Raw genomic sequence first — 17,490 nt, forward strand, 5'->3', positions numbered from 1 at the left:
GCGAGTGGAACGGACTCTGATGAATTCAGGGAGTCGCTTTGTTCTATGCGGTGAGTTTCAATGACCTTCCGCTGAACTTCGCTTGAAGTGCGGGAGGAGTGGTGTCACATATCCGATCCTCTCAACAGGCCATCGTGTCTGTTGTTCATTTCATTTCGAATTCAAACGCGTGAACTTCGAACACACTACTCGCTCTGTCTGCGGCCACCTCATTGTCCGATTCCCGAACTTTGTCACCATCAGGCGCTTCCTTGTCTGCTGGGGAATTGTTCTCGGAGTTTTGGGGGCATCGTCTTCAAATCTGATGGCTGAAGATGAACCAGTTGAAATCTCCGGCGCGAGTGTCGGGTTTAATGGGACCTTCAAAGTCGGCCGATGGACGCCAGTGGAGTTCGATGTTTCCGGGCCTGCCGGGACAACGCTGTACCCTGTGATTCGCACCGCTGATCCTGACGGACAGGCGACGCTGCAACCGTTGCCTGCGGTCGAACTGAAAGGCAAAACTGTCCATGTTCGAGGACTCGCACGATCTGGCCGCATTGACGGATCTGTTCAGGTGCAGTTGTACGACTCAGAAGCTGCGATTGGGCTCAAACCACTGACTCATGTGACATTGCGTAACAATGAGTCTCAGCAGTTCACTCCAGTAAAACTCTCGACTCAACTTTGGCTCGCGCTTGGCAAGCAGCCAATGTTGTCCAAGGGGATGGAGCGGTGGAATCAAGGTCGTGAAGAATTTGTTCGACTCGTTGAGTTCGCGGATGCGACGGGACCCTTGTGGACCGGCAAGGCTTTGGACGGAGTCGATGCTCTGGTGATTGCTGGCGACACCGCACTCACTCAGGAAGTTTCAAATTCAATTCGAGACTGGGTTGGACAAGGGGGACGTTTGATCGTTCCTGTGGGGGATGCCGTTTCTGCAATCAAGGAAAGCCCCATGGCCTCCTGGTTGCCAATCTTGCCTAAAGGGAAGATTGAGGTCGTCAAGCTGACTGGCTTGAATGAACTGGTTCCTCGAAGTTCGACACTGCGAACGCTGACGACATTGCCTGCCGGGCAGTTCGATAAAATCGATGGAACGGTAATCGCCAGTGGACTGTCTGATTCGCTGGTGATCCGTGCCCCATATGGGCTCGGCCACGTCACGATGCTCGCAATTCGAATGGATAGCCCTCCGTTGGTGAACTGGGAACCTGAGTCGCAAGGCCAGTTTGCGATCGTTCTCGCCGGGCTTCCAAACCCAAGTGATCTTGCTGCTGCACAAGTCGCGAAAGCAAACGCGGCTTCAGAGATGAACCCTGCCGCAGTGACCGATGTCCAGATGCAGTTGAACCAAAGTCTGGATCACTTCGCGGGAATTTCACGGCCCTCTCACTGGCAGGTGATTGGCTGGATTGTTCTCTTCGCTCTGGTGATTGGACCATTGGATTACTGGATTGTGACCAAAGTCTTGAAGCGTCCAGAACTGACATGGGTGACGGTGGCTGCGTGGTCGCTCATTGTTGCGGGATTAGCATATTCACATGGAAACAGTGTCAATCAGCACGAGGCTGTGTCACGGCAGATTGAGTTTGTGGATATCGATGCAGCGAGCCGAACTGTTTCTGTTCGCTCATGGTTCGGATTCTACAGCGACGTTAACCAGCGCGTAGAAATCAGCTCGGAGGCAAACTCGGCAGACCTTGGTGGAGTCCCTGTTTCTCAGCCGGTTTCTGTTTCCTGGGTGAACCGACCGGGTGAAGGGTTTCGGGGAATGTATCGGACAGGTGGCGTCGATGAGTCGCTCCCTGCATATGCATTTAATTCAGCAGGAGATGGAGTCCAGAACCTCCCTGTGAATATCTGGTCATCTGGAGCGATTGCCAGTGAATGGAATGCGACGTTGGCCGGGAAAGAGTTACCTGTCACCAGCGAGCTCAGCGAGACAGGTATCAATCGTTTGGCAGGGACGGTAAGTCATCAATTGCCTGGAGAACTGACAGACTGGTTCCTGGCATATAATGACTTTGCATTTTTTGACCGCAGTGGACCCAATGGAAAGCCGGTTCCTCTGACGGCAGGTCAGGAATGGAACCTTGCCGAGGCTGGCTCAAACCTGTTGCGCGGACGACTGCTGACAGAACTGGAGAGACTGGCTCAGGCTTCTGACAGAATTGATTCGGAAGCGGAAATGCGTCGGTCAGCATATGACACGATGAGTATCAATCCATTCCTGATCGGACTGACAACCAGCTTCTATCAGGTGCTCGGTGGAGAGCAGTATACGACTTTGCAGAATCAGTCTTTGGGACGCATGGATGTTTCTGAATTGCTGAAGTTGCACCGTGCTGTGCTGATCGGCCGGATGAAGATTTCTCCACTGACTGTGAAGTTGAATGGTCAGGTTCTGCCTGAAGATGAGCGAACTGTCCTTGTCCGTTTCATCTTGCCTGTGAAGCCTGCGGAGCGATCTTCGGATGCTCCGCCATCGACCGATATTTTGAATTACCGAAGATAGCCAGATTCGAATCTGAGAGTTCGCTGAACCACCTGCGATTTCCCAATTGATTCAGACTCACGAGACCTGAACTGTGATTGAAACAATCAAGCTGACAAAGCGATACGGTAACCTGATCGCCGCAAACGAGATTTCCCTGTCTCTGAAAGAAGGGGATGTCTTCGGGTTCATCGGTCCGAACGGTTCGGGAAAAACGACGACAATGCGCATGATTGCGACACTCCTCAACCCGGACTACGGGGAGTGTTACGTATGCGGTAAGTCGATCTACTCTGACCCCGCCGAGATTCGCCGACTTGTCGGTTATATGCCGGACTTCTTCGGTGTGTACGACGACATGACTGTGATGGAGTATCTCGAGTTTTTCGCTTCGACATATCGAATCAACGGGCCGCTCCGTCGCAAGGTTTGTGAAGAAAAGCTCGAACTGGTCGACATGGGGTTCAAGCGTGACGCCATGGTGAGCCAGCTGTCACGGGGGCAGACGCAACGTGTTGGACTTGCGCGAACGCTGCTGCATGATCCGCAAGTGCTGCTATTGGATGAACCGGCAAGTGGTCTCGATCCACGAGCACGTATTGAAATGCGTGGTCTGTTGAGACGACTTGGTTCGATGCGGAAAACCGTGATTGTTTCGAGTCACATTCTTCCGGAACTCGCAGATGTGTGTACCCGCGTCGGCATGATCGAGAAGGGGATTATGCTGGTTGATAATGTCGTTGACGAGGTGATGCAACTCGCACGACAGGCCATCCTGCTGGAGATTAAAGTGATGGACCAGCACGAGAACGCAGCGAAGTTACTGGAGCAGATGGATGAAGTTGCTGAAGTCTCCATGAAGGGGACAACAATCTGCGTGACGTTGAAGTCGGGGATCGAAGATTATTCTCCACTTGTCCCGGCTCTCATTCAGAATGGATTCCGGTTGAAGCAGTTCCGTGAGGAAGAGGTGAACCTCGAAACTGCATTCATGCGGTTGACGATGGGGAAACAGCAGTAACCAGCTGTATTCAGACCAATAGCATTCAAGAGAGTGCTGTCGAACTTCATCAGCTGTGGTTTCAGTTTTCCTGAGGCCGCAGCTGTTACGTTTCCTGCAGCTTCTTCCAGGCATAAAAGCCAAATCCAGCGGCACTCAGAAAGAGTGTGACAGCAATCATGGTTCCCCAAGGCAGACGGAACGGCGGAGTTGCTGCTCGAATCCGCTCGACCGCCGTGGTCGCTGCCATGCGGACACTTTCGTCGGTATCGCTCTTCTGCATTTTGATCAGGATTGGCAATCGCCCGTTGGCGGCTGCTCCAGCTTCTCCCAGCCCCTGAACAGCAGCGATGCGCACTTCCGCGATCGGATCTTCCAGCGATCTCACGAATGCGGAGACGTGACCGGGATAGTCTTTCGCTAAGTGAGCATGAGTATTTAAGGCCGTTACTCGAACCTTGGGATCCTGATGTGACAGGGCGGCTTTCCATTCCTCTTGCCAGCGTGCATCGGTGGGCTTCTGCAGGAACAGCAGTCCGTTCGCGATCAGAGACGCGGCGAGAAGCGTTGCCAGCACCGCGATCGATTGAGGGATTTTCCGGGAGAGTCCGTCCAATACCGGCGCGAGGTGAGGGCGGGAGCGGATCTCGGCCGTCGGTTCAGGTTGTTCCTTCTTTGCTGTCGTCGGAACCTGATATCCGGTGGGGAAGTTTTTCCCGATCTCTGATTTCTGGGTGATCATCGACGACTGGTCGATCTCGGCCAGTTCGCGCGCAACGGCTTCGGCGGATTCAGGACGTTTCGATGGATCTTTCTCCATCAGTCTCAGAATGAGCCGTTCAAGCTGCAGTGGGCAATCGAGTGCTTTTTCGGTCGGGCGTGGTGGTGGAGAGAAACAGTGCTGGTGAAGCGTTGCTCCCGCTGTTTCGCCCAGAAATGGCACTTCCCCTGTGATGAGTTCGAACAAGACGCAACCTAGGGCGTACAGGTCCGTTTGCGGTGTCACATCATGGCCGCGAATTTGCTCGGGTGCCATGTAAAGAAATGTTCCGGCCGTTTTACCAGCTGCGGTGATCTTGTTCGCCGAAGTGACGCTTGCGAGCCCGAAGTCGCTTAACTTGAGCTGTCCTTCAGGAGTCAGCAGAAAGTTGCTCGGCTTGATGTCCCGGTGAACAACTCCCATTTCGTGTGAGCACTTCAACGCACTGCACATTTCGATGCCGTATCGGACGACTTGTTCCCAAGGGAACTTTCCCCGAGCTTGAAGCTGATCTTCAAGTGAGCCTCCTTCCAGAAGCTCCATCGCGTAGAACCGTCGCTTGTTCTCGCAGACCCCTCCGAAGCACCGGACGATGTTGGGGTGTTTCAGCGTTTTGAGAACTTCGAGTTCTCGTTCAAATCGGGCGAGAGCGGTTTTGTCGGCGATCTCGGACGGGACCATCTTCAATGCGACTTGTCGACCATTGACGACATAGCGTGCCCGATAGACGACGCCCATTCCCCCTTCGCCAATTTGCTCCAGAATCTCGAACGGCCAAATCCACCGGGAATTTGCGGTCGGTTCAGATGGTGAAGAAGAGGTCATAGGGAAACTCTTCCAAGCCGGGGAGAGCCGTCCGTTGATCTAGCAACAGAAGGCCGGGGAGCGGATGAAAGGCATCCGAGTGGGGACCGTAATTCAACGAGTCTATTTTACGTGAGTCGCGACATCTGATTATGGCAAATCAAATTTCCGGGTCTTGATTCTGCACAAAAATCGGACAGGAGTGAATGACATCTTATGAAAATAAGCCGTTTTTTTACACTCGCCATCCTTCGTCGTGCGACCTGTTCTGATTCTGTCATTTAGGGACATTTCCCAGAATAATGTCACGAGCTCCGGTACGCATGACAGTTTTTTCCTGAGATGGTCACTGTTGTGCAGCTTGAGCGACCAGGCAGGTGCCAGAGTTGTCGGCAGGTTGGGTCCGGTGCATTGGAATGCGTTGTATCTGATTGGTGTGTCGTTGGTTGTGTCTTGTGTTGTTTCAGCCTGTCTGGTCGCTGTGGTTGTCCGACGTCGATTCAGAAAACAACCCCGTTTGACATCTGAACTCTTAGGGAATTTTGATCCGATCTCTTTTGAGTCGCGTTTCGTCTCAGAAAGGGCTTCAATTCAGACCGTCTTAAATTCTGTCTTACTGGAAGGGTCAACCAATGAACCGCGGGTCACCTCAAGTCAGTCAGAGGACGTTTCGGCCGGATGAACTCGAAGGAAATATGGAGATCCTGATTGTCTGGATCGTCTCAATTATCTTTCCGCCGATTCTTCTGCTCGGGTTCATTATTCTGGGACCACGGGAAGAGATTGTCGTATTACGTTTCGGGAAGTATGTGAAGACATTGACGATGCAGGGGATCTGCTGGATTCATCCCGTGGGGCGCAAGTTGCATCGAATTTCAACGCAGGACCGTACGCTCGAAATTCACGGGACCACCGTCGTCGAAAAGAACGGGAATCCGATTCAGATCAGTGCCGTTGTCGTTTATCGAGTGGCGGATACCTACAAAGCCGCACTGGATGTCGTGGACTACCACAATTTCCTCGCTGATCAGGCGGGGGCAGTGGTGAAACGTGTCGCCTCCCAATACCCCTATGAGTCAGCGGATGAGAATATTCCGTGCCTGAAGAAGGAGTCAGAGACAGTCGAGCAGTCGTTTGTCGTTGACCTTCAGAAAGCGGTTGATCCAGCCGGGATTCGGGTACTCAATGTTCGGCTGAACGACCTGACATATGCTCCTGAGATTGCACAGGCGATGTTGATGAGGCAGCAAGCACAAGCGTTAATCGACGCCCGCAAGACGATCGTTGAAGGTGCCGTTGAGATCGTGCAGGATGCTGTCAGCCGATTGCAGGCAGCAAATCTTGAAGTTGCTGCCGATCAACGAGATCAACTCGTCTCGAATCTGCTTGTCGTGCTTTGTAGTGGCGACCGCGCTCAGCCAGTTCTTGCCGTGCAGTCTGGGACTAATCGAAGACACTAAGGAACTGCAACTTGAGCGTTGGTGTCGCGACTGAATGAAGTCGTCATCGCCAGAATCGGTAAAAAAATCCCGCCTCCAGAATGTCTGGAGGCGGGATCGTTGTTGATCGCGTCACCGTCTTCAATGCGGCTTCTGTTTCAAAAAAACAGGGACATCAAAGTGGAGAACCGAGGGGATTACTGAATCCCTGGAACCGGGTAGTTGCTCGCGAATTCGGCGATCTCTTTGCGAATTCGTTCTGAAGCAGTCTGATCGTCGATGGATTTCAGCACTTGCAGAATCCAGTTTCCGACCTTCTTCATCTCGTCCTGTTTCATCCCGCGAGTTGTCAGAGCTGCTGTTCCAACTCGGACACCGCTTGGGTCGAGTGGCTTGCGCTGATCGAACGGGATCATGTTCTTGTTGACCGTGATTCCGGCCTTGTCCAGTGATTCTTCTGCAATCTTACCGGACAGTCCGATCGCGGTGACGTCGCACAGCATCAGATGGTTATCGGTTCCACCGCTGGCAAGACGAATTCCGCCTGCCATCAGTGTTTCAGCAAGCACTTGAGCATTGTCGACGACTTGTCGTGCATACACCTTGAAGGATGGCTGCAGAGCTTCGTGGAAGCAGACGGCCTTAGCTGCAACGATGTGCATCAATGGTCCCCCCTGAAGGCCAGGGAAAACGGTCTTGTCGATATTCTTGGCGTGTTCTTCGCGGCAGAGAACGAAGCCGGAACGTGGGCCACGCAGTGTCTTGTGTGAGGTGGATGAAACGAAGTCAGCCACTTCAACTGGATTGTTGTGGATTCCCCCGGCCACCAACCCGGCGTAGTGAGCCATGTCGACGAACAAATAGGCACCGACTTCACGGGCGATTTCGGCAAACTTCGGGTGATCAATTTCGCGTGGGTAAGCACTGGCCCCGGCGACGATCATCTTTGGTTTGTGTTCGCGAGCAAGTTTCGCAACCTGATCGAAGTCGATGCGGTGATCGCTCTCACGGACCCCGTAAGGGACGATGTTGTACAACTGACCGGAGAAGTTCAGACTCATCCCGTGTGTCAAGTGTCCCCCGTGAGCCAGATTCATGGCGAGAATGGTGTCGCCTGGCTTCAGAACGGAGAAGTAAACCGACATGTTCGCCTGAGAACCGGCGTGCGGCTGGACGTTGGCGTGCTGTGCCCCGAAGAGTTGCTTGACGCGATCGCGGGCAAGAGTCTCAACATCATCGACGAATTCGCATCCGCCATAGTAGCGACGACCAGGGTAACCTTCTGCGTACTTGTTCGTGAGAATTGTGCCAGCTGCTTCCTGAATGGCGGCGCTGGTGTAGTTCTCACTGGCGATCAACTCCAGACCTTCCACCTGACGGCGGCGTTCGTGCTGAATTGCTCCCCAGATTGCTGGATCGGAAGCTTCAAGGGAGGTTGGAACGGAAGAAGTCGCCATGCAAACTTTCCTGCACAAAAAATCTGCCGATTCACCTGTCAGGCCATCTCCGATGACAAGGCGTACTCGGAAAAGTAAAGGACCATTCTAGGAGGTCGCTCTGGTTTTGCGAAACCATCCGTACTGGAAATTCGCCTTTGAGGTGGGCGTCAAGAATCGCCTTTACCGGTTGTATCCAGTTCAGGAGTGCCGGCGCCGTTGTTTGAATCCAGAAGTGCCAGTAATCCCAGACCGTAAAATGAGTACTCGACGTCAGCCTGATCGTCCCAGGTGGCGGCCCGAAATCCCCCCGTCGGAAATTCAAGTTGAGACGTTACCCAGTGGATCAGGTCATCCCGATGATAGGCGTGACGAAGTTGCAGGTTTTGCGTTGTTAAAACAGCTGTAAACGTGGAGAGGCTGTCTGCGAATGGAATCCGCGTATTCGCTGTAAATCCCGCTTCATCCTGACATTTGACGTCTCTAAGAAACGCTTCAATGTCGTTTCGAGTCTCCCGATCAAGGACATTGAGTTCCTGCAGAATTGCTGCGGCGGCGGCAGTGGGGTTCGTGCCGCTGCGGCGCATCGGAGCGATCTCGACGAATCCACCGTCTTCGCGTTGGCGATCATAGAGGAATTGAATTAAAGCATTGGGGCGCGGAAGTTTGAGGTCAAGGAGCTGGTAGGTCAGCAAAACCAGAAATCCCTGATAGGTGCTTCCGGTTGCGCCTTCTGTTGCTTTGGCGTATCCCCCGTCACTGGTTCTGGTTGCTTCCATCTTTTGTGCAACGAGGCTTCGTAGCTCCTCGATATTTGCAACTGGACTGGAACCTCCGGCGACTTCAAGAGCGAGGGCAGTGGAGAGCCAGTTCATCTGGTCCAGAGTGTTTAGTTCCGCCGACCAGAGTCCTTTCAGAAACTCACCGACGGAAGTGACGGTGGCAGGCGTCAGGCGTTCAAGCATCCACAATGCTCGAATGGCGAAGCTGGTGTAATACAGATCGGAATCGCCATCCCGGCCCCGAAATCCGCCATCGGCCTGTTGGAACTGCAGCAAAAACTGGGCGTGAGTATCGCGTCTCTGATCAGAGAACCCTCGCAATCCTTGATTCAGGCGATTGCCGAGGCGGACGAGATAAGGGAGTTCTTGCATGGCGAATCGTCAGCGATTGTGGCGAATGATGCTGGATCTCATGTCTGCCGAAAGGGACGAGGCCGGAGTTAGTTCAGTGTATTCAAGCGGTCTGCCAATGGAGGCGTCGCGAGAGGTGAGCTTTCTTCGAGCAGTGCGGCTTTTTTCGGCAATTCGACTTCTGGAGCGAAAAGCCATTTTCTGGCTGCCAAGGTGAACAGGCATCCCGCCAGAATTCCAATAGAGTCGCTGATCCAGTCATTAATATCTGGAGTTCGTTGGAAGTACCCCTGCAGATACTCGTCGAGAGCGGCGTATGGAAGCAGGAGGCAAATCAAAATTCCCCACGATCGCAACCGGGAATTTCGACGCAGAAAGGTCGTGGCGCTCAGGACGGTGAGAATGAAGAACGCTGATGCGTGAATCAGCTTGTCATATTCGTGAACTAACGATTTCGCAGAAGGTGGAATCCGCATATGCGTTGCGTAAAACAACACCGCGGCGTATGCCAGCCAGACCAGTGGGACGAGTGTTCGAATCCACCTGTTAATCGATTTCTCCATAGGGAGTTTTTCAACCTCAACGGACAAATCTTTGTCCTGATTTCTCACGCCTGATGATTCCAGAGGCGACTTCCACAACCAGTTTAGTTCAAAGTTACGAAAAATGGGGACCCGGATTCTCAGAAATTCGTCAGGGACACCCCTTCAAGAGCTGCTAGAATTCGTCTGAAAGTGCGTTGGTATGCGCTAGTTCGGCAAACTTCGCCGCGATTGGGTGAGTTTTCGGTGTCCTGCAGAATTCAGCAGTCTCGGACTCACGCTCGACGCAATGGGGAAGTATGATGCGAGGCTGAGGAAATTAACCCGTTAGGGACCGTCTGTACCTCACGGTCCGCGACAGTCAAGGTCATACAGTAATGTCCGTGGAAATCAAAGTTCCCTCCGTTGGGGAATCGATCAGTGAAGTCTTCATTGGCGAATGGTACGTCAAAGAAGGGACTTGGGTGGAAGTCGACACCAACCTGGCGGGGTTGGAAACTGACAAAGCCACATTCGATGTTCCTGCTCCAGCGGCCGGCGTGTTGAAATCCATTACAAAGAAAGCTGGCGACTCTGCTGCCATCGGCGACGTCATTGCCATCTTCGAACCAGGTCCGAAAGCGGGCGCTGCTCCTGCAAAACAGGAATCGGCCCCAGCTGCTGAGGCTCCAAAGGCCGCTGCTCCAGCTGCTGCCGCTCCAGCAGGCGGTCATGTGATGCCAGCTGCTGCCCGCGTTGCCGGCCAGAATCAAGTCGACGCCAGCCAGGTTGCCGGTTCCGGTCCTGGTGGTCGCGTGATGAAAGAAGATGTTCAGCGTTCCCTGACAACGACTTCAGCTGTTCGTGCTGAAATCTCAGGTCGCGAAGAGCGTCGCGTTCCAATGTCTCCGATTCGTCAGACGATCGCACGTCGTCTGGTTGAAGCGCAGCACAATGCCGCTTTGCTGACAACGTTCAACGAAGTTGACATGTCTGGCATCAAGCAACTTCGTGAGTCCTATCAGGATTCATTCCAGAAGAAGTACGGCATTAAACTTGGGTTTATGTCGTTCTTCGTCCGGGCTGTCGTTGACGCGCTGAATCAGTATCCACAAGTTGGGGCGCAGATCGACGGCAATCAGCTCGTCTATCGCAACTTCTGTGATATCGGCGTTGCGATCGGCGGCGGTAAAGGACTCGTGGTTCCAGTGTTGCGAAACGCTGAACGGATGAGCTTTGCCGAAATCGAACTCGCGATCGCTGCTTACGGGCAGAAGGCGAAAGAAAACAAAATCGGACTCGACGAGCTCGAAGGTGGAACGTTCACCATCACCAACGGTGGTGTGTACGGCTCTCTGCTGTCGACTCCAATCGTGAATCCTCCTCAGAGCGGTGTTCTGGGAATGCACGGGATCTTCGATCGCCCAGTTGCGGTCAACGGTCAGGTTGTCATCCGCCCGATGATGTATCTGGCTCTGACCTACGATCACCGGGTTGTCGACGGTCGTGAAGCGGTTTCCTTCTTGCGACGAATCAAGGAAACCATCGAGCAGCCAACACGACTGATCCTCGAAGTCTGATGTTCCTGAGGAGCCGTTCGCTCTTCACAACACATCGAAACAGCAAAGCAGCCATCCGAAATCTCGGGTGGCTGCTTTCTTTTTGATTCTGTTGAATCTGATTTCATTGAATCTGGCTGCATTGCACTCAGGGCAGGAGTCAATCTGTGTGCCGTGTCTCTCGGTTGCAAAGCCACTCTGGTGTCAGGTCGTTCCGCGCGCACGTCGAGAGCAGACTGCTGAGAGAAATGTTCACAAAGCCAGATGTGAATTGAAGATGCCTGCCGCCTGGAGTGAAGGCACTCTCGAAATTGAAATTTCTTACAGGACTTCGCAGAACCTTACGTGGGCTCGTGTGTTGAATGAGGAGACACAAGACTGGTTTGCATTGGAGGCAGCGACGCACTGCTTCTCATGCAGCTTCATCTTGAATCCTCCGCGAGACCATGCCTTGTCGGTATGGATAATAACCCCGATGAAATAGTTCATCAGGGTTATCTTTTTGTGGTGACGCTAATGATTAAAAATCCTCTGCGTGATAGACAGTCTTTCACCTCCTGAATTTTTGGGGTTCACTGATTAAAGTGCTTTCAAAACCGGGATGGTGAGTCATCTGCTGACTCGCTGTTGAGATGACAGGAAAACTGAACAGGGTGGACACTTTCGTTCGGCTCAGGCGGAGTTTTTCCTCCTTACTGACTCGATACTGCTAAGCCGTAGCTGAGAAACAGGAATCAAAAGTCGAGGCTAAGCTTCCTTCGTGTCACCGCGGGCGAAGATACTGGCAACATATTGCAGCACATCCGTCGCGGATTCTTCATTGTACCCGTAGGTTCTGATTAACCGTTCTTTGACGATATCGATCTTGGCCTGTGTCTCCTTATCAATGACTTGCGAAACGAGACTGGTGAGTTTGATGGAGTCCTTCTGATCTTCGAAGAGCTTCATTTCGAGAGCCTTCTGCAGACGTTCGTTCGTCTTGTAGTTGAACGTCTTTCCATCGATTGCCAGTGCGCCGATGTAGTTCATGATTTCACGGCGGAAGTCATCTTTGCGTGAGTCATGAATATCGATCTTTTCTTCGATGGATCGCATCAGTCTCTCGTCAGGTTGTTCATCGTCTCCAGTGAACCGATTCTTGACCTTTTCATGCTGCGTATAGGCTTTGACATTGTCGATGTAATTGGAGCAGAGACGAGTGAGTGCATCTTCATCAGCAGCGATGGCACGCTGGACTTCATTCTTCACAACATCAGTGTACTCATCCTTCACGATGGAGATGAGTTGGCGATAGTGCTCGCGTGTATCCTCGCTGCCAATCAGTGAGTGATGTCGCAGCCCGGATTCCAGTTCGTTCAACACCATGAACGGGTTGAGGCTCGTTGATTGGGTGTTCACGACCAGTGCGTTGGAAAGTTTATCCTGAACGTAGCGTGGCGAGATGCCTCCCAGTCCTTCGTGCTTGGTTTCTTTCTTAAGCTGCTTGATGTTCTCTGCAGTGAAGCCAGGCAACGTCTTTCCGTTGTAGAGTTTCAGTTTCTGCATCAAGGTTAACCCGTGATGCTTCGGTTGTTCGAGTCGCGTGAGGATTGCCCACATCGCAGCAACTTCGATGGTGTGCGGGGCAATGTGTTTTCCACGAACCCGCTTCGGAGAGTAACTCTTATTATAGATTTTGACTTCATCTTTTAGCGTCGTGACATACGGAACATCGATCTTGATCGTACGGTCCCGCAACGCTTCCATGAATTCGTTCGATTGAAGTTTGCGATACTCCGGTTCGTTGGTGTGACCAATGATCACTGTGTCGATGTCTGTCTGAGCGAACTTCTTCGGTTTGATCTTATGTTCTTGAGATGCTCCGAGCAGGTCGTACAGAAATGCGACATCCAGTTTTAGCACTTCAATAAACTCAATCATTCCGCGGTTCGAAACATTGAATTCCCCATCGAAATTGAATGCTCGTGGGTCAGAGTCCGTTCCGAACTCGGCAATCTTCCGATAGTTGATGTCGCCAGTCAGTTCGGTTGAGTCCTGATTCTTTTCGTCCTTCGGCTGAAACGTGCCAATGCCGACGCGGTCCTGTTCGGAAAGGAACACGCGTTTGCAGACGACGGTTTCCAGAACCTTCGTCCAGTCTCCGTCAAACTGTTCAAGTCGCTGTTGAAAGTACCATCGCGAGAGAGGGCAGACCTGACCTTCGATCTCAATGTCGTAGCCATGTTCGGTACGACCTTCATTGAGCTTCGCTGCGATTTCTGCACGTGCTTCAACAGGGATCAGAAGCAGCGGCTCGCAGTTCATTGGATCCCAGGTAATGGAGCCGTCATCTTCTTTCCATCCGAAGGTATAGAGAGCTCCTTCATCGGTACGGCTATATCGTTCCAGTCCGCGTTTCAGCAGTCTCGCGATTGTTGACTTGGAACTTCCGACAGGACCATGCAGCAAGAGAACCCGACGTTCTGTTCCGTACTTCAAAGCTGCGGACCGAAAGACATTGACGAGTTCCATCAACGTTCTGGTCAAACCGAAAATCGCGTCTTCACCATCATTATGCGGGTCGTCAAAGAACCGGTAGCGGACCTGATCTTTTTTACCTTCTACGGTGTAATGTCCGTCCGCCAGAATCATGTCATAGAGACGCTGGTAAGACGTTCTGGCAATCGCTGGAGTGGCTTTCACCAGATCCAGATATTCGGCGAAAGCCCCTTGCCAGTGGCTGTGCCGAAATTGTTCTTTGTTCTGCTTTAAGGAGAACTGATCAAGGAGAGTATGGCCATTGGTCATGGATATCACTTCCAGTTGTGCATGACAGCGACGGGCCGGGAGGGAACCAATTCAAATCGTGGCTTTTTCCATTGAATGAAGTGGCGTGAATCCAGTGATTGATAAAGACGGGGCGAAGAAAAGAACCTGAGCGAAGACGGTTAACCCGTTCCTGACCAGTTGCTGGATTGCCAAAGGATCGGTGTGAGCGCTGGAGGCAGTTCGAGTCGAGGTTCGAACTGCCCCAGTTGACCTTGCGGTCCTGACTTGTGCAGGCGGAATTTCCTATGTCATTCCGAGATAAGACACCCGGCCTGCGATTTCCTGAATATGAACGGTCGGCTTCATTAGAGTGAGCAGTCTGCTCAGTGCCAGACCGGATCGCTCTAATGTGTTGAGAGACGAATTAGGTTCAGGTCGCGGTTGAAAACGATCGTCGAATTTAAGAACTCGTGCGACAGTCGCCGCGACTTCGATTCAATCAGTGTTTCAAGGCTTGAGTGAGGAGGCTTTCTGGTTCAGCAAAGCCTCGTCTGTCCACGACTATTATCACGGGGCATGTGCCGCAGGCAAGACCAGTTCTGAATGGAACCTCGTCACTATTTGAGGCGCTGGTCAGTCTGTAAGGAGGATGTTGGACGTCTTGATCCTTTCGATTCTTCGACCTGAATCGCTGAAAATCGGCACTTTTTGCTGAAGAGACGTTTCTTAAAAGCAAATCGGCTGCTTGTGTCCGGCTGTTTGAACTGCGGCTTTTTTGCGTATGGATAAGGACTTACGTTCACTCGCCTGTCAGCATCGATTGCATTTTTTACGCGCGCCTGATTCTTTGGTTCGTAACCGGCAATTTTGTGTTGCCTGAAAATGAAAGCCTTGGTTACGTTCCCGCTCCCTTCAAGTATCTCTCTGGTCATGCAGGTCTTACTCAAGTCCCTGTCTGGCTGTATCCCGTTCGGGCAACGTGTCCATGTCTCCGCCATTCGAATTGTGAACTGGCGGAAACATGGTGGCATGTTTCACACCACTTTTCTGTTAACTCCTGGTTTGCTCCTGTTCGGCACTCGTCGACTTCGGAAAGGCTTCCGATGCGATCCGCATTACTACTTCTTGTTCTCATCTGCAGCTCAACAGGTTGCACAATGATGGAGAACCTGAAGCCGCATCAGTTGTGGAAACTGAATCGTCAGAAAGCTCCGACAAGCGAGAGCGCTGATAGCTATTTCAGCATCCCAGCTGAGCCAGTTTCAGCGGACTGATGAGTGTCGCGCATCTGTCAGTCTGCTAAGTGAGCCACGGTCAATTCCTCATTGTGTTTGTTCCGCTTATTTGAGTTCGTTCTGCAGTTCAGGAAATCAGACGTCATGTTCGATCAGCGTCCACGTCGTCATCCCGTTCAAACGTTTCAGTTCTGGTTCATCGTCCTGTGCAGCTTCGGGATTGTGACCGCCTGGAAGCTCGATTTCTTTACGAGTGGAAGTTCGGTCTCGCCGACAGTGGGCAACGTCGAAGAAGAACCGATGCCGCCTCCTCCACGCGCATTGGCGAACCGGGAGATTGTCCGTCAGGCAGAGCCGGCTCCAGCGCAATCAGAGTCCAATGATTCTGTTGTCGTTCTGGAGGGGACCGTCGAACCGACGACTTCAGAGGATGTCTCTCAACTTGAGAAGGCAACTGCTCAAGAACCGATGGAAGCGCCTGCAGGTGATGCAGCTCCTGCCATCGGTCAGACAGCTATCGTCCAGACAGCATTTGTGCGACAGGCTCCTGCAGAACGTGCCGTGAACGCGGTTCGATCATCTGAAATGTATTCTTCATCATCCAGCGAGAGCGGCGTTGTGACTGCCGACGCGATTGATGACACCTCCGACGATCACGGCCAAGTGGTTCCTAAGCCACATGTTCGTTCTGTTGCCAAACCTGAAGGCGTGACAGGCGAAGTTCGACTCGAAGAGGCTGACCGTCTGGCTCAGGAAGGACGCGATGTCGAGGCTTTGCGTCTTTATTCCAAGTGGTACTGGACCCAACCTGATCAGCGTTCGAAGTTTTTTGATCGCATGAATCTGTTGGCAGGGAAAATCTACTTCCAGCCGCAGCAGCACTATCTCGAACCGTATGTCATGCAGTTTGGTGACCGATTTGAACAGATTGCTGCACGCTATCAGTTGTCTCCCCAGTATCTCGCTCGTTTGAATCGGATTGATGCAAGTCAACTTCGAACCGGTCATGCGTTGAAGGTGTTGCAAGGGCCATTTTCTGCTGTGATTGATCTCAGCGATATGGATCTGACTGTTCACTCCAACGGGTACTACCTGGTCAGGATGAAGGTCGGCTTCGGTGCAAATGCCACCATCGAACAGGGAAGCTTCAAAGTCGTTGAGAAGATTGTGAATCCTCCGTTTCGCAGTATCGAAGGATCTGTTGCTGGTGGCGATCCAGAGAACCCATTGGGGACTCGGTTGCTGACGCTGAAGGATCATCAGGGCGAGAAGATTGATCTGGGAATTCATGGCACGAACGAACCTGACATGATCGGCCAGACTGGCTCTCACGGTTGCATTCGTCTGAAAAATCGAGAGATGGAAGCCCTGTTCGACCTGGTTGTCGTTGGATCAGAAGTGGTTGTCAAACAGTAGACTGAACGGCCGTCTCGTGCTGTTTGATTAACGCAAATTCGAATCATCTTCAGGCGGTGTGTCTACGGGCACTCCGCCTGAATTGCTTCTCGGTAAGCCTTCTGCAACTGCTTCACAATCGGACCCGGTTGGCTGAGCCGATTGCCTTTATTCGCATTGCCAATGACGATGTCGTCGACCTGAATGATCGGCATGAGTTCAGTGCTGGTTCCAGTGATGAAAAGTTCATCAATGGAGCTCAGATCGTCGCGGTGAAGTTGGCCTTCGATGATGGGAATGTTTTGTGATTGCGCGAGCCGAAAAATGAGCTTACGTGTAATCCCAGGGAGAATGTGAAGACCCAACGGAGTTGTCTGAATCGCTCCGTCGCGGACAGCAAACAAACTGGTATGGGTGCCTTCAATGAGGACACCGTCCGGGTCCATGAAAATCGCTTCATCGCAGCCTGCGGCTTTGGCCTGTTCGGCTCCCAGACAGTTGGCGAGCAGGTTGGTGCTCTTGATGTCGCAGCGTTTCCAGCGAATGTCCGGAATCAGGATCGCCGTTCCGCCATTCTCACGCTTTGCGACATAGGGATCGCGGAATTCCTGAACATAGACGAGCTCATTCGGACTGACAGCAGAGGAGGGGAATGTGTGAGTCCGCTTGGCTTCGCCTCTGGTGATCTGAAAATAGATCGTCGCTTCCTGATGGCCACACTGAGCGAGTGTTTTGAGCGCGCGTTCGGCCATCACGGATTTGTCTGAGTGAATTTGCAGTTTTTTGAGGTTGCGCCCAATCCGGTCAATGTGATCTTGAAACAGAAAAGGGCGACCACGGTAGACCCGAATCACTTCGTAGATCGCGTCCCCGAAGAGAAATCCTCGATCGAGTACGGAGACTCGGACGTCGAGCAGCGGCATCTCAACGCCGTTCCAGTTTGCCAGAGCCTGTTGGACCGATTCATCCATTGTGGAATTCAGA

At 52.4% G+C, this 17,490-nt stretch carries 11 protein-coding genes; 5 read left to right on the forward strand and 6 right to left on the reverse strand.

What is annotated here, in order from left to right; translation table 11 throughout:
* Positions 1-169: 169 nt before the first annotated feature.
* Positions 170-2,497: a hypothetical protein gene (locus SH527x_RS19875; RefSeq protein WP_437192433.1), complete on the forward strand. Its 2,328-nt coding sequence runs from the start codon at positions 170-172 to the stop codon at positions 2,495-2,497.
* A 73-nt stretch (positions 2,498-2,570) separates the two neighbouring features.
* Positions 2,571-3,497 (forward strand): ABC transporter ATP-binding protein, encoded by a 927-nt coding sequence (locus SH527x_RS19880; RefSeq protein ID WP_437192434.1) that lies wholly within the window; start codon positions 2,571-2,573, stop codon positions 3,495-3,497.
* 85 nt (positions 3,498-3,582) lie between these two features.
* Here the strand turns inward: SH527x_RS19880 and SH527x_RS19885 are convergent, their stop codons facing one another.
* A complete protein-coding gene (locus SH527x_RS19885; protein WP_437192435.1) occupies positions 3,583-5,061 on the reverse strand; it encodes a protein kinase domain-containing protein in 1,479 nt (492 codons plus the stop codon).
* Between the two features lie 611 nt (positions 5,062-5,672).
* On the opposite strand from SH527x_RS19885, the gene SH527x_RS19890 reads away from it, so the two are divergent.
* Positions 5,673-6,500, forward strand: a complete 828-nt coding sequence (locus tag SH527x_RS19890) for an SPFH domain-containing protein (RefSeq protein WP_437192436.1) — start codon at positions 5,673-5,675, stop codon at positions 6,498-6,500.
* Between the two features lie 176 nt (positions 6,501-6,676).
* On the opposite strand, the gene glyA is transcribed toward SH527x_RS19890, so the two are convergent.
* From glyA to SH527x_RS19905, 3 genes are all read right to left on the reverse strand, one after another.
* Positions 6,677-7,936, reverse strand: coding sequence for a serine hydroxymethyltransferase (gene glyA, locus SH527x_RS19895; RefSeq protein WP_437192437.1), 1,260 nt, complete (start codon positions 7,934-7,936; stop codon positions 6,677-6,679).
* Between the two features lie 149 nt (positions 7,937-8,085).
* Positions 8,086-9,069, reverse strand: coding sequence for a prenyltransferase/squalene oxidase repeat-containing protein (locus tag SH527x_RS19900; RefSeq protein WP_437192438.1), 984 nt, complete (start codon positions 9,067-9,069; stop codon positions 8,086-8,088).
* Positions 9,070-9,137: 68 nt separating this feature from the next.
* On the reverse strand, positions 9,138-9,611 hold the full coding sequence (locus tag SH527x_RS19905) for a VanZ family protein (RefSeq protein WP_437192439.1): 474 nt from the start codon (positions 9,609-9,611) through the stop codon (positions 9,138-9,140).
* Between the two features lie 356 nt (positions 9,612-9,967).
* On the opposite strand from SH527x_RS19905, the gene odhB reads away from it, so the two are divergent.
* A complete protein-coding gene (gene odhB / locus SH527x_RS19910) occupies positions 9,968-11,149 on the forward strand; it encodes a 2-oxoglutarate dehydrogenase complex dihydrolipoyllysine-residue succinyltransferase (RefSeq protein WP_437192440.1) in 1,182 nt (393 codons plus the stop codon).
* Between the two features lie 726 nt (positions 11,150-11,875).
* On the opposite strand, the gene SH527x_RS19915 is transcribed toward odhB, so the two are convergent.
* The gene (locus SH527x_RS19915; protein WP_437192441.1) at positions 11,876-13,915 is read right to left on the reverse strand and encodes a PrkA family serine protein kinase; all 2,040 of its coding nucleotides are present in this window, start codon (positions 13,913-13,915) and stop codon (positions 11,876-11,878) included.
* 1,340 nt (positions 13,916-15,255) lie between these two features.
* On the opposite strand from SH527x_RS19915, the gene SH527x_RS19920 reads away from it, so the two are divergent.
* Positions 15,256-16,527 (forward strand): L,D-transpeptidase family protein, encoded by a 1,272-nt coding sequence (locus SH527x_RS19920; protein WP_437192442.1) that lies wholly within the window; start codon positions 15,256-15,258, stop codon positions 16,525-16,527.
* Between the two features lie 62 nt (positions 16,528-16,589).
* Here SH527x_RS19920 and SH527x_RS19925 read toward each other — a convergent pair whose 3' ends face one another.
* Positions 16,590-17,477 carry an aminotransferase class IV gene (locus tag SH527x_RS19925; RefSeq protein ID WP_437192443.1) on the reverse strand — a complete coding sequence of 296 codons (888 nt, stop codon included), beginning with the start codon at positions 17,475-17,477 and terminating at the stop codon, positions 16,590-16,592.
* Between the last annotated feature and the right edge of the window lie 13 nt (positions 17,478-17,490).

It is taken from the genome of Planctomicrobium limosum (genome assembly GCF_051465645.1).
In the GTDB taxonomy this organism is placed as follows: Bacteria; Planctomycetota; Planctomycetia; order Planctomycetales; family Planctomycetaceae; genus Planctomicrobium.